Source organism: Paenibacillus xylanexedens, assembly GCF_007676705.1.
In the GTDB taxonomy this organism is placed as follows: Bacteria; Bacillota; Bacilli; order Paenibacillales; family Paenibacillaceae; genus Paenibacillus; species Paenibacillus xylanexedens_C.
Genome location: NZ_VEBF01000005.1, coordinates 132,573 through 146,925, shown reverse-complemented (window position 1 = coordinate 146,925; position 14,353 = coordinate 132,573). Strand labels below are relative to the sequence as shown.

Below are 14,353 nucleotides of genomic sequence, written 5' to 3'. Positions count from 1 at the left end.
AAGATAGGGTGATAGGGATGACATTGGAGATTGCTACGTTTATCGACTGTACTTTAATTAGATTCATATGAAGGCAGAGACCCGTCCGATGTGGATCGGGCCATAAACATGATATGCGAATTTAACTCTCGGGAAACGATAGCTTAATAAAACCAAAGGAGGCAGCGGATCAACATGATCGGCTGCCTTTTTTCGTTTCTTAGAAATACAAGTTTCTTTGTACGTTTTTGTTTACAAGGTTTTATCGATTACAATGGATAATTTGTAGTTAGCATAATTGTTCAACTCTAATAAAAATTGGTTTAACGCTTCGTTACTTGGAAACCTACATTCAAGCAGATAGCATCCATCACCGCTTATTTTGTAATTATTTAGGATGTGATCCTCTTTAGAATGAATAAATGAAAGAAATGGTTGATGGTGTGTATCTTTAATATAGATATTTAGAAATGCATACGTAAAACATCCTAATTTTGCGTGATTAACTTTAATGCTGTATCCCTCTATAACTCCAGTATCCTCAAGTTTTTCTACCCGGGCTGCTGCTGCAGGTCCAGTTAGATGAACTCTTTCCCCTAATTCTTTCATCGTAATTCGGCTATTTTGGCTCAGTTCTTCAATAATTCGTTTATCTGTTTGATCCAAATCAAAAGCATCTCCTTTAAAAAATAAAGTAAAAAGACCAATACACTTTATTTAATCTGTGTATTTGAAGTTTGCATTTAGTATAAACTTATCATTGTCAACAAACAAAATTAAAAAACAGAAGGAGAATTATATATAAATATGCACATTCAACTCGTTCGAAATGCAACAATCATTGTTCATTATGCAGGTAAAAAGTTCCTAGTCGATCCATTACTCGCGGACAAGGGTCTATATGATCCATTCTCGGCGGGGATCAGAGAGGATTTGAGAAATCCTATAATTAACTTGCCCATGTCCGTTTACGATATCATTAAAGATGTCGATGCTGTTATTCTGACTCATTTGCATCTGGATCACTACGATGATATAGCCAAAGCAGTGCTTCCAAAAGGCATCAAAGTTTTTGTACAAAACGAAGAAGATGCTAAACAAGTTGAAAGTGACGGTTTTCAACAAGTAGAAGTACTTACTGAAGATACCCTTTTTGAAGGTATTCAGTTAATTAAAACAAAAGGCGAGCACGGCAGAGGGAAAGATTTATTAAAAATGATGGGACAGGTATGTGGTGTTGTCTTCAAACATCCCAATGAGAAGACGTTGTACCTTGCCGGAGATACAGTATGGTATGAAGGTGTCAAAAATGAAATCATTTCCCACACGCCTGAGATTATCGTGTTGAACGCTGGAAATAATAGTTTCCATGATTGGGGCTCACTTATAATGGGCAAAGAAGATGTTTACGAGGTGCATAAGGCGGCTCCCAACGCCAAAATTATATCAGTCCATATGGAAGCCGTTAATCATTGGACATTATCTAGAAAAGAACTAAAAAGCTTTGGAGAAGAAAAGGGATTCACCTCTAGCTTATTAGTTCCCGAAGACGGCGAATCGTACACTTTTTAGGAGGATGTTATGAACCACACGAATCCTAAACTGTGGACGAAAAACTTTATTATTCTTTCGTCTGTCAATTTCATCATGACATTAATTTTCTTTTTATTAAACGCGACGATCACTCTTTATGCAATTAATGAATTTGATGCATCAACCGGCCAAGCTGGTATCGTCGCAGGTATTTTTATTATCGGTTCTTTATTAGGGCGTTTGTTTACAGGACGTCGTATACCTTCCAAAAAAATCTTGATGACCAGCTTGTTTTTATTAATTTTAACTACATTACTTTATTTCGTTCATCTTAATGTTAACTTTCTCATCTTAAATCGGCTTTTAAACGGGATCACAGTGGGTATTATATCTACAATTGTGAGTACGGTTGTTGTATTTAGCCTTCCTGCATCACGAAAAGGTGAAGGGATAAGTTATTTTGCAATTAGTACGGCCTTGGCCACAGGAATCGGTCCATTTATTGGTTTAGTTTTGAGTCGAAATTCAAACTTTGATATGATTTTTTCTTTAAGCTTATTGCTTGGAATTTTTAGTTTAGTAATCGCATTTTTTCTGAAGTTTCCCGCAACATTCAAGATTAAGAAGAACAATAAAAAGGGAATAAAAATCTCTGACTTTATTGAGCCAAAAGCAATGCCGATCGCAATTATTATTTTTTTCATGACTTTTTGTTTTTCCGGTATAGTTTCATATTTAAATATTTATGCTTTGGAGTTAGGGTTAGTAGACACAGCAAGTTTCTTCTTTATGGTATATACTTTTTTTGTCTTAATATCACGACCTTTTACTGGACGAATAATGGACAAAAGAGGAGCTAACATTATCATATATCCGGCTCTTATTATATATGGAGTAGGGATGCTTCTTTTAAGCTCAGTTAACAATAGCTTTACATTGTTATTGGTAGGAGCATTAGTTGCATTGGGATTTGGTAATATTTCTTCCGTAACTCAAGCCATAGCCATCAATTTAGCTGAACCTCACCGAGTTGGCTTAGCAACTGCGACGTTCTTTATATTTTATGATCTAGGGAACGGATTTGGCCCATCTATTATCGGTTTGATAGTTCCAGCTACAGGATATAGTGGTTTGTATGTAATACTCGGATTAATTGTTTTAGCTACATTTTTTCTATATTACATGTTGTATGGAAAGAAAGAAGGTAAAATTCAAAATCAAGTGGTGAACTAAGGAGGCAGTCGGTCAAGAGGACCGGCTGCTTTTGTTCAATTTTGGTAGGGAATTATTCATATTTCCAAGTAGCCGATTTTCAATTCCCTATTGGCAAACATTTAATAATTAAATGTTTTTGCATAATTTTATCCTGGTTGTTAAAAATGAGTAACGATAATATTCATGAACTCTCAGTGACTAGATATAAATAAATAATCGGGAATAGCACGTAAAAGCTATTAGCTTAAAGGAGTGTTACAAAAATGAAAGCAGTTGTGATTAATCAATATGGAAGTAAAGAAGAGTTAGTTGAGCAGGAAGTGAATAAACCAAGGGCAGAAGCCAATCAAGTGGTTGTAAAACTAGAGGCTACATCCATTAATCCAATCGATTGGAAATTAAGAGAGGGTTACTTAAAAGAAATGTTTGATTGGGAATTCCCTATTATCTTAGGTTGGGATGTAGCTGGAGTCATAACTGAAATTGGTTCAAACGTTACGAAGTGGAACGTTGGGGATCGAGTATTCAGTCGTCCTGAAACAACTCGTTTCGGTGCGTATGCTGAGTATACAGCAGTTGATGAGTACCTACTGGCAAAACTACCTGATTCAATCTCATATGAGGAGGCTGCGGCTGTACCTTTAGCTGGTTTAACAGCATGGCAGGCACTGTTTACTCATGGCGATCTAAAAGAAGGTGAAACTGTACTTATTCACGCTGGAGCTGGTGGTGTAGGTATCTATGCCATTCAATTAGCAAAGTATGCCGGCGCTCATGTTATTACAACAGCAAGTGAAAAAAATCATGAACTTCTTTATTCGTTAGGTGCTGATCAGGTCATTGATTACAAAAAGGAAAACTTTGAAGAGATTCTAAAAGATATAGATTTAGTGTTTGACACGATGGGTGGAGAAGTAGCTGAGAATAGCTATAAGGTGCTTAAGCCAAATACCGGAAGACTAATCACCATTGTTGGTGAACCCAATCATGATACTGCTAAGTCTCACAATGTATCAGCAAAGGGGATTTGGCTACAGCCAGATGGTGATCAATTGCAGAGAATGGCAGATCTAATGGAAGAGAAAAAGATAAAGTCGATTGTAGGGGCAACATTCCCGTTTAGTAGACAGGGTATTTATGATGCACATGCTTTGAGTGAAACCCACCACGCTGTAGGTAAAATTGTCATTACATTTTAAAAAAGGACCGTAAGTGTTCATCTTCCATCGATGAATGCTTTCGGTCCTTTTATGTTTATCCTGTGCCTTTATGCTCTGTCAGCATCTTAATAAAAATATCTAATAACGACGGTATCGGTTTCCGCCTCTCTTGGTTAACGTCTTCGGAAGGCTCCGCCGCGTGCCAGCGCGAAGAAGATAAGCAGGGCAATAATCGAGCCAACGATGGCTGGAATAATATGAAATCCGCCAATCACCGGCCCCCTTGGTCCCAGCAATTCCGTTCCTAACCAGGAACCGATAAAACCCGCAATAATGTTCCCAAGTACACCGCCCGGTACGTCCCGCCCAATCAAGTTGCCGCTTAACCAGCCAATAAGTCCACCAACAATGAGTACCCAGAGCAGATCCATGGATTGTTCTCCTTTCTTTGGGTTTATTACAAGTTATGTTGGGCTCAGTGGAATATACCTCACCTTCCAGTTGGTGGAGGAATCTAAAGTGTCTATGCTAAGATGGGGGTAAATGATGATTCAAGCTGGGGAACAAGGCTAGAAGGGGTGCACATTGAAGAAAATACTTGTCATTGACGATGAAGTCGCAATCAGAGATTTAATTGAGCTCGTACTGAGAAGAGAAAACTACGTCGTTCAAACGGCTGAAAACGGTAAAATAGCCCTGCAGCTGCTGGATGCTTTTGGACCGGACCTGGTGGTGCTTGACTTGATGCTGCCTGACTGCTCCGGATATGACCTGTGTAAGGAAATCACCGGGAAACGTGCCGTTCCTGTAATCATGCTCTCTGCCAAAAATGAGGTAATCGACAAGGTGTTGGGACTAGAGCTAGGGGCGGAAGATTACATGACCAAACCCTTTGACAATCGTGAATTGCTCGCTCGGATCAAGGTGATTCTGAGAAGAAACGAGAGCAAGGAGGAATCAAGTGAAGGAACAGAAGTGAAATCTACACGCATCATTCATGAAGAGCTGACATTTGATCTGGAAAGCCGAAGGGTGCTAAAAAACGGTGTACCCGTGTCTTTAACGGCCAAAGAGTTTAAAATTCTGGAAACGTTACTCAAAAGGCCAGACAAAATCTTTACCCGGGATGAGCTGCTGCAGATCGGATGGGGATATGACTTTATGGGAGACAGTCGCAGTGTGGACATGACAATCATGCGATTACGGAAGAAGCTGGAGGATAACGCGGACGAACCGAAGTATGTCAGGACGATCTATGGATTTGGCTATCAACTTGGAGGTGGCGAGGCCTGAAGTATGCAACCCGGTTACTGCTGAATTATTTATTTTTCTCCGTACTGTCCTTTGGCATCATCATTTTTGCGGTGAATAAAGCCATCGATTACTATAGCTTCATTACCATTGAAAAACAGATGATGGAGAAGGCGGATCTGTCCGAGTTGTCCTTCCGTGAGGTGTTGGCACAGCATAGATCATCGACAGGAGAGCCCCAGACCAAGGAAATTGTCAGACTTGCTCTAGAGAAGCTGAAAGCTTCAGGCAAGGAAGTACGTATCTATGACAGCTCCAAGCAGTTGCTGGGCTTGGCTGTGGATGGCATCATCATTAATGATGGCAAACCTCTTATTTTTGAAAAAAATATTGAGAAAGCTCTGAGCGGCAGTTATGCCTACACCGTAACGGAAGATCATCTGCTTTATTTTGCCACTCCGATTCAGGATCAATACTACCAAAACGCTTATGTGTATGAGTTCGTGGAGGACATTTCCTACTTTTATGCGATTATGGATCAAATCCGTTATATCCTGTTTGCGGGTGCAGGCGGATTTATTGTGCTGATTACGTTATCCAGCCTGTGGATTGCCCGCAACACAACCAAGCCGATTAAGCTGTTGCTTGGCGCTGCGCAAAGTTTCTCTAGACAGGAGTTTCGGAGAGTTCATCTAAACCGGAAGGATGAGCTGGGCATGCTGGCAGATGGGCTGGATTCCATGGGGCGGCAGCTTCATGATTACATTCAGTATCAGAAACAATTTGTCTCCAACGTATCTCACGAGTTAAAAACACCCTTGGCAGCCATCCGTGGTTTCTCTCAATACTTGGTTGAAGGGGAGAACGAGAACAAGGAGCTGCAAAAAATCTATGCTCATCTGCTGCAGGAATCGGATCGGCTGACGCGCTTGATTAATGAACTGTTGTTGCTATCCCGATTCGACAAGGCTGGTTCTAACGAACTGGAAGCCCGGAAGACGGAAATGAACGAACTGATTCAGCAAGTCGCAACGAGTATGGGTGCCAAGGCCAAAGATAAAGGAATCGAGATTAGGTTCAGGGAGGCGGAAGCGGAACCGGAGGATAAGCTTCTGACGAGAGTCCACGCCAACGTGAATCCAATGCTGATGTCCCATGCGATCGCCAACCTTGTGGACAATGCCATCAAATATTCAGGCAGTCCATCGCTAATCGAATTGAAGTTGGAACATACGCCAAGCGAGGTAGTTATACGGATACGTGATCAAGGTATCGGTATCGCGGGCGATGAGCTGGAGAGAGTGCAGGAACGCTTTTACCGGGCGAAAAATGCAAGCACAGCGAACGGTTCAGGTCTTGGACTTTCTATTTGCAAAGAGATTGTAGAGCGGTTTAATGGATATATCGACATGGAAAGTCAAATCGGGGAAGGAACGACCGTTACGATAGTGTTACCCCGTGCGTAAACACGCGCGTAAATAGTTAACGTTACAAGATTGATACAATTTTGTTATGAGACTAACAAATGCTTTTTTTATAATGACTTCATAAGAAGAAATCACACATTTATGGAGGGATCATGATGAAATCGATAAACAAAGCTACAGCTGTTATCCTGCTGAGTATTTTACTAACGATGGCACTCACAGGCTGTCAGTCCAATGGTGCCAAGTCGCCAGAAGCGGCGCAGAGCTCGGCTGAAAAAAACACGCCCGACGAACAGAGTACTGAAGCGATTAAGGAAGGTTCAATGGAGAAGGAAGGCAATGTGGTGCTGAAGGAGCTTGCTTTTGTCTATAATGAGCACACCATTGCGATTTCGGATACAGCGAATGAAGATCAGATGGAACAGATGCTGGGCAAACCGGATAACCTGAAATCTCATACGTACAGTGCCGACGATGGAACAAACATGGATACGTTAATCGGTTTTACAGAAAAGGTTTATACGTATCCTGGTCTGGAGATTAAAACAATCAGTATACCGGAGGGGAAACAAGACTCCATCTTTCATATCGAAATCACAGATCCTAAGTACGCGACAGTGCGAAACATTAAAGCAGGAGATAGCCTGGATACACTCAAAAACGCTTACCCTGAGGGGAAACTGCTTGGTGATGGAGCCCCTAATGAGGAGGATGACTTCCGTTACGAGCCATCTAATTATGTGGATGTGATGTCGTTTCATATCAAAGATGCCAAGGTGGAGAGCATTCAGATCTACAGCCTTTTGGACTAATATTAAGTCGAAGGACAAGAACATAGTCCTATTGAAGTCGCTAATTTAGCGGCTTTTTTATTTTATCGGTACAATGGGATGCCATGGCATACACAGGGTAGGATCTGATACCATTAAAGAAAACGTAACGATTGTCCTAAGTATACGATTGTATAATAAAGCGAAAGGGTCATCCCTTATAGGATGGCTCTAAAACTTGCTGTTACAGACAACACGGAGGACAGTATCGTAAACGAAGAAGGTCGATTGAACTAACGGGAAACAATAGTTCCATGAAACCAAAGGAGACCGCCGATCAACAGGATCGGTGGCTTTATTCGACTACCGGGCAGTAAAGTTTAGTTATAATCAACTTTTATCACCATAAAATAAAGTTCACTTGATAAAATTGTGAAGTATAAATCACATTAACTGGAGTGGATACTATGCTTTCTGAAGAAGATTATGCGAAGGTGGCGAAAGAAGCTTTACATCAATACCCGATCATTTGGGAAAAACTTGTGTATCTCGGAAAGAGTGATAATGTTACATTTCAAGTTCAGACCAACGATGATAATCAAAAGTTTCTTATCAAAATCCATATCTCCTCGATTTCAATTCAATCAAAAGGGAATATCGCATCAGAGCTTATTTGGCTTGAAGCTTTGGTTAAAGATACAAATCTCGTCGTACCTGCACCGGTCAGAAATCTTCAAGGTGATCTGGTAACAGAAATAGCAACTGATCTTAGCGAAAATACAATCATGGTGACTATTCATCATTGGATTAATGGAATCGTACTTCAAAGAGAACCAACAAGTAATGAAATTGAAAATTTGGCTCTCTTAATGGCGGCTCTACATAAACATTCTATGCAATGGAATGCACCTGAAGGCTTTAATAGACCAATATACAATTCTGATCATTTATATTCATCACTTAATCAATTAAAACGGTTAGTAAATTTAGAGCTTATCTCAAGCGAAGTGTTTGTTCATGTGGAAGAGTCAGCACATAAAATAGCAAATGTGATACAAAATCATAAACGTTTGACAAGTAATTGGGGAGTTATTCATTCTGACCTTCATGAGAGTAACTATGTTTTTTATGAGGATACTCCTCGACCTATAGATTTTTCGAATTGTGGCTATGGCTTTTATTTATTTGACATGGCTGAAACATTTTTGCATCTTTCATCTGATAATAGGAAAGTATTTATTTCATCGTATAGCAAAGTAAATCAACTGGAAGAGAATTATGTCGAGTTATTAGAAGCATTTTTTATTTGGTCAATAATTAGGACTTTCGCATTCCATTCTCTAAATTCAAATGAACAACAATCCTTAGCGGCAAATTTTCCATCAGTTATTGAAAACTATTTTAGGAAATATCTTAAAGGAGAAAATTTTTTGTTAAACTAAGGAGTAGGTTAGTGTAATTTCCCGTTTTAGATAACGTTATAATATAAACAGAGTTCAAGACATGAATACAATAAATGGAGGAGTAGGATTGAACAAGTATGTGTTACATATAGTTGCAAGTGTAATTTGCATATTGTTACCTGCTGTTGGTCTCTTATATGTTTTGTGGGATAGCCACCAACCCAAAATAGGACCTGTAGGAGACGGAAAACCGAATTATCCTTCAATATCTCAATGGATATCTATTGGCTCTTCTTTTATTCTTGGAGTAGTTAATTTACCTCTTTCCATAATTCGATATAGACAAAAGGCTAAAGAAGATATTAAAAGTTAATGCTTTATTACGCTAACGTAGAAACTATAATTGAATAAACAACGAGAATGAAGCTGCCTGTGTTAGACCGGCTGCTTCATTACGTTAACGGGCAGGATAGATGAATTTTGTGAATATACTCCAGGTATGCGAACGATAAAAACATAAGTTTAACTTTTAAGATTAAAGACATGCCACAGTCTTCAAAGTTCACTGAATTCGTTAGCAATTTCGATCACAGAAAAAAGGTTGAACCCGTAAGTATTGGTGACCTCAAATACGATCATTCAGGTTATGAATTCATGAGAGATATAACCGGGCTAAAAGAAGGACAAAACTCCCGACTTAGCTAAAGATAGACTAAGCGGAGATCCTTTAGAAATTTATACAGAATATGAAGGGTTTGAGGGAGATATTTACACTTTCTATGAAATAGTAAAAAATACTAAAACAGACGAAGTGCTAGCTCATGAAAAAAAGTAGCTGAGGTTGCGAAATCAAGACGAATTCGATGAGTCGCTGAAACAAATAGGTTTTTCAAAAATTAAAACATATGGTGATTGGGAGTTTAAACAAGCAAATTCTGAGAATAGATCGTTTATTTTCCATTGTGTAAAATAGCAGTTAGTAAAAAATGTCGAGAAACAAGAACATGGTCCCATTCAAAGTCGCTATTTTAGCGGCTTTTTTATTTTATCGGTACAAGTTCTTGTATTTGAACAGATTGAACACAATTCTTATTTCTAAAATAACTAAAAAACATTGTTTCGTTTAAAATCCATTCAATGAAATTTGTTCATATATGATGAACTGGAGTATGATGGGGGAGGGCAATGCTGATAATCACTATAAAATCAATGCCACATATAGAGCGATATCTTCGAGCCTCAACGATCTGTGCGGATGGCATTCCGAAAGCATTACGTTTATACAAAAAACATGTATAGAGTGTAATTTTATATAGGTCTAAAGCTTTTGGACCCGGCTATACAACACCATACTTCCTTGAAGGGGGACATTTGTTTTGGATGAGCAGTTTCTAGATTTATTGGCAGAGAAATATGATACGGAAGAAAAAATCATAACAGAGATCATCAACCTTGAAGCGATCTCCAATCTCCCGAAGGGAACCGAGCATTTTGTCAGTGATTTGCATGGGGAGTTCCAGGCTTTTCAGCATGTACTACGAAACGGTTCGGGTACCGTCAAAGAGAAAATCAAAGAATTATTCCGAGAGGTTTGGACGGATCAAGAAATCAATGATTTTGCGGCGTTGGTTTATTACCCGGAAGAAAAAATACAGCTGGTTATAGGGGAACTGAGCAATAAACAGGCTTTGAACCAGTGGTATAGACTAACAATTGAACACATGCTTAAGCTTATTTCTTATGCCTCTTCCAAGTATACACGCTCGAAATTGCGTAAAGCTCTGCCGGAGCAATATGTATATATTGTAGAAGAGCTTCTATACAAGACGGATTCGACCAACAATAAGGATCCTTATTACGAGGAAATATACCGGCAAATTATATCCTTGGGCCAGGCGGATAATCTCATTATCGGCCTTGCTTATACGACACAGCGCCTGGTGGTTGACCATCTTCATGTGGTTGGAGATATCTATGACCGGGGGCCGTACCCCGATAAAATTATGGATACGCTGATCAACTACCATTCTGTAGACATACAGTGGGGGAACCATGATGTCCTCTGGATCGGAGCCTACGCAGGTTCTCTGGTCTGCCTTGCGAATATTATTCGGATCTGCGCCAGATATGACAATCTGGACATCATTGAAGATGTATACGGAATCAATCTGCGCCCACTGCTAAACCTGGCGGAGAAATATTATGAAGACAATCCGTCCTTCAGACCTAAGTTACAGGCTGGCCATAATGTATCGGAGCAGGAAATTCTGCAGATCACCAAAATTCACCAAGCCATTGCCATGATTCAGTTTAAACTTGAAATCCCGATTATCAAGAGACGCCCATACTTTAATATGTCTGAGAGACTTTTGCTGGAGCAGATTGATTACGACAACAATGAAATCAACATCTGCGGTAAAACGTACCACCTGGAAAACACCTGTTTCGCAACCGTAAATCCGCAGAAACCTGAACAATTACTGGAGGAAGAACGCCAGGTTATGGAAAAGCTGTTGTTTTCCGTTCAGCATTCCGAAAAGATGGCCAGACATATGAATTTTCTCATGAAAAAGGGTAGCCTTTATTTAAAATACAACGGGAATTTGTTAATCCACGGCTGTATTCCTTTGGATGAAGAAGGAAATATGGAAGAAATGCAGATTGAAGACAAGACATATGCGGGCCGTCAATTGCTTGATGTTTTTGAAGATTATTTACGTTACGCCTTTGCGCATCCGGAAGAGACAGAAGATCTGGCGACGGATATGGTATGGTACATCTGGACAGGGGAATGCTCCTCGCTCTTTGGAAAGAGAGAAATGACCACTTTTGAACGTTATTTTATCCAAGATAAAGAAGCACATAAAGAGAGAAAGAATCCGTACTACCATTTACGTGAAAATGAAGAGATCTGTCGAATAATCTTGCAGGAATTTGAGTTGAACCCAGATCATGGACATGTCATTAACGGGCACACGCCAGTCAAAGAAATTAGTGGAGAGAGCCCAGTTAAAGCAAATGGAAAAATGATCGTGATTGACGGCGGTTTTTCCAAAGCCTATCAATCCACAACGGGCATTGCCGGATATACCTTGTTGTACAATTCCTTTGGCATGCAGCTCGTCGCCCATAAGAAATTTAATTCAAAAGAAGATGTGTTATGTAACGGAACGGACGTGTTATCTCTAAAAAGATTGGTGGACAAAGAACTGGCGCGGAAGCTGGTGAGGGAAACCAATGTCGGAGAAAAGCTGCTGCAGAAAATCTCAAATTTGAAGGATCTATTAGACTATCGCTACATGAAATGAAACGATTCCTAAAAATACACACCTGGATCAACCGTTTGAGTGCGATTTAACAACGTAGAGGAAATGCGAATATGCCTGATGGTTCCGCTATCTTGACAGCTAGGGTATAAGAATACCACGTCGAATAAGAACAATAAGTTAGTGTCCTATTGACTGTTTTCAGTGAAAGATATGAACGCTGAACTTTATGACTTACAGTTGAACTAACGGAGGATTTTCAGTTTGTGGAGAGGAGGAAGATATGGACTACAATTCACCGAAGGAAGCAGTGTTTGAGACGAAACGGTTCCGTAACTGTACCATAGCGGCGGGTCGTCGTCATACCGTTGCTCTTAAATCTGACGGAACAGTAACAGCTGTGGGTGATAATAAATACGGTCAATGTAAGGTAAGCGATTGGTGCCATATCGTCGCAGTTGTTGCTGGTAATGTTCATATGGCTACGAATACCGGTAATGCCCATACCGTTGGTCTTAAATCTGATGGTACGGTAACAGCAATAGGTTGGAATAAGCATGACCAATGCAATGTAAGCGAATGGCGCGATATTGTAACCGTTTCGGCAGGTTGGTGCCGTACTGTTGGGGTTAAATCAGATGGTACCGTGGTTGCGGTGGGGCGAAATAATGAAGGGGAATGCAACGTGAACAGTTGGCATGATATTGTATCGGTCACGACGGGTGACTGGCATACAGTTGGTCTAAAAATAGACGGAACGGTAACAGCAGTTGGTAACAATAAGTATAACCAATGTAGCGTAAACGACTGGGCCGACATATTGGATGTTTCGGCGGGTTATCTTCATACTGTTGGGCTTAGATCGGATGGCACGGTAGTGGCTGTGGGTAGAAATAATGAAGGCGAATGCGACGTAAGCGGCTGGCGCGATATTGTAGCAGTTGCAGCGGGGAGTTATCATACTGTTGGTCTTAAGTCCGACGGTACGATGGTTGCTGTGGGTTCGAATAAACATCACCAATGCGATGTAAGTGGCTGGCACGAAATTAGAGCTGTTTCGGCGGGGTGTGCCCACACGATTGGATTGAAATCGGATGGTACGATGGTTGCTGTGGGTGATAATCATTATGGTCAATGTGATGTAAGCGGATGGAGTAGCATCCAACAATAAAATGTCGAGGGATAAAGACATATTCCCCTTGAAGTCGCTATTTTAGCGGTACGCTTAATGTATAATTTTAATTGATCGTTTTGAGTTATAGAAAGTACTCCAAATGACTATATTGACAAATTTAACGCCTTCCACTAAGATAATCGTACAAGTAAATAATGAATATAATCAGGATTGTTACTGATCAGCAGGCAAGACCGATTAATATGCAAACATGTAGAGTTTAAATGCCATGTGTGCACTATTAATGGTCTTTTTTATTTGCTAAATTCTGTTAACGTTTCATTTTAAAAGGAGATTCGTATGAAAATCACGCGAATTATTAATAATAATGTCGTCTGCGCTGTAAATGAAAGACGCCAGGAGATGATGCTTCTAGGAAGTGGTATTGGTTTTCAGAAGAAAAAAGGAGACGATGTGGACACAGAGAAGATTGAGAAAGAATTTTTCCTGAAGTCCAAAAATGTAACTGGAAAATTATATGCCCTGCTCGCGCAGATTCCGATGGAGTACATCCGTGTGTCCGATAGTATTATTCAATATGCCAAGCAGTCCTTGGATAAAGAGCTGAATGAAAATATATATTTGACGCTAACAGACCATATTAACTTCGCCGTATCACGCTATAAACAGGGAATGAACTTCAACAATGCGTTATTGTCTGAAATTAAAGCATTCTACGCCAATGAGTATCGAGTGGCTTTGAAGGCTTTGGATATGATTAATCAAGAATTCAACATTACGTTGCCTGAAGATGAGGCCGGCTTTATTGCGCTTCATATCGTCAATGCAGAACTCGGATCTGAAATGGAAGATACCATGAAGATCACGCAATTGATTCAAAAGGTCTTAAATATTATTCGTTATCAGTTCAAAATTCACTTTAACGAAAGCTCCCTTCACTACTCCAGACTGATCACACATCTAAAGTTTTTTGCCTATCGTCTGTTTAACAATACGGTGATGAAAAGTAATGATAGCGATTTCCTCAATATTATTAAAGAAAAATATAAGCTAGAGTACCAATGTAGTCTAAGAATTGCGCAGTTGATCCGGGTAGACTATGGGAAAGAATTAACCGAAGACGAATTGGTATATTTAACTGTTCATATCAAAAGGGTGACTGATGAAGAAAGGGATTAACCCATCATCGCTCCATAATGACTATACTAGGATTG

13 protein-coding genes are annotated in these 14,353 nt (G+C 39.9%); 11 read left to right on the top strand and 2 right to left on the bottom strand.

The annotated features are described in order from the left end of the window. Positions 1-231 precede the first annotated feature (231 nt). Complete coding sequence (locus FS628_RS23480) at positions 232-645, bottom strand: Lrp/AsnC family transcriptional regulator (protein WP_145325394.1); 414 nt, start codon at positions 643-645, stop codon at positions 232-234. A gap of 141 nt (positions 646-786) precedes the next feature. Here FS628_RS23480 and FS628_RS23475 point away from each other — a divergent pair, with 141 nt between their 5' ends. From FS628_RS23475 to FS628_RS23465, 3 genes are all read left to right on the top strand, one after another. Then, complete coding sequence (locus FS628_RS23475) at positions 787-1,551, top strand: MBL fold metallo-hydrolase (RefSeq protein WP_145325393.1); 765 nt, start codon at positions 787-789, stop codon at positions 1,549-1,551. Positions 1,552-1,560: 9 nt separating this feature from the next. Next, entirely contained in the window at positions 1,561-2,745 is a 1,185-nt protein-coding gene (locus FS628_RS23470; RefSeq protein ID WP_145325392.1) for an MFS transporter, read from the top strand. Positions 2,746-2,990: 245 nt separating this feature from the next. Next, entirely contained in the window at positions 2,991-3,926 is a 936-nt protein-coding gene (locus FS628_RS23465) for an NADP-dependent oxidoreductase (RefSeq protein ID WP_145325391.1), read from the top strand. Between the two features lie 134 nt (positions 3,927-4,060). Here the strand turns inward: FS628_RS23465 and FS628_RS23460 are convergent, their stop codons facing one another. Beyond that, positions 4,061-4,318 carry a GlsB/YeaQ/YmgE family stress response membrane protein gene (locus FS628_RS23460; RefSeq protein WP_024630063.1) on the bottom strand — a complete coding sequence of 86 codons (258 nt, stop codon included), beginning with the start codon at positions 4,316-4,318 and terminating at the stop codon, positions 4,061-4,063. Between the two features lie 154 nt (positions 4,319-4,472). On the opposite strand from FS628_RS23460, the gene FS628_RS23455 reads away from it, so the two are divergent. The 8 genes from FS628_RS23455 to licT all read left to right on the top strand — a co-directional run bounded on the left by FS628_RS23455 (position 4,473) and on the right by licT (position 14,318). Further along, positions 4,473-5,180 carry a response regulator transcription factor gene (locus FS628_RS23455; protein ID WP_076323558.1) on the top strand — a complete coding sequence of 236 codons (708 nt, stop codon included), beginning with the start codon at positions 4,473-4,475 and terminating at the stop codon, positions 5,178-5,180. A 71-nt stretch (positions 5,181-5,251) separates the two neighbouring features. After that, complete coding sequence (locus FS628_RS23450) at positions 5,252-6,604, top strand: sensor histidine kinase (protein ID WP_260871159.1); 1,353 nt, start codon at positions 5,252-5,254, stop codon at positions 6,602-6,604. A 116-nt stretch (positions 6,605-6,720) separates the two neighbouring features. After that, on the top strand, positions 6,721-7,377 hold the full coding sequence (locus FS628_RS23445) for a hypothetical protein (RefSeq protein WP_145325389.1): 657 nt from the start codon (positions 6,721-6,723) through the stop codon (positions 7,375-7,377). Positions 7,378-7,802: 425 nt separating this feature from the next. Further along, positions 7,803-8,777: a phosphotransferase enzyme family protein gene (locus tag FS628_RS23440; protein WP_145325388.1), complete on the top strand. Its 975-nt coding sequence runs from the start codon at positions 7,803-7,805 to the stop codon at positions 8,775-8,777. Positions 8,778-8,865: 88 nt separating this feature from the next. After that, positions 8,866-9,111: a hypothetical protein gene (locus FS628_RS23435; protein ID WP_091021024.1), complete on the top strand. Its 246-nt coding sequence runs from the start codon at positions 8,866-8,868 to the stop codon at positions 9,109-9,111. Between the two features lie 1,003 nt (positions 9,112-10,114). Further along, positions 10,115-12,046: a fructose-1,6-bisphosphatase gene (locus tag FS628_RS23430; protein WP_145325387.1), complete on the top strand. Its 1,932-nt coding sequence runs from the start codon at positions 10,115-10,117 to the stop codon at positions 12,044-12,046. Positions 12,047-12,287: 241 nt separating this feature from the next. Beyond that, the gene (locus FS628_RS23425) at positions 12,288-13,175 is read left to right on the top strand and encodes an RCC1 domain-containing protein (protein WP_145325386.1); all 888 of its coding nucleotides are present in this window, start codon (positions 12,288-12,290) and stop codon (positions 13,173-13,175) included. A 303-nt stretch (positions 13,176-13,478) separates the two neighbouring features. Next, the gene (licT, locus tag FS628_RS23420) at positions 13,479-14,318 is read left to right on the top strand and encodes a BglG family transcription antiterminator LicT (protein WP_145325385.1); all 840 of its coding nucleotides are present in this window, start codon (positions 13,479-13,481) and stop codon (positions 14,316-14,318) included. The last annotated feature ends 35 nt before the right edge of the window (positions 14,319-14,353 follow it).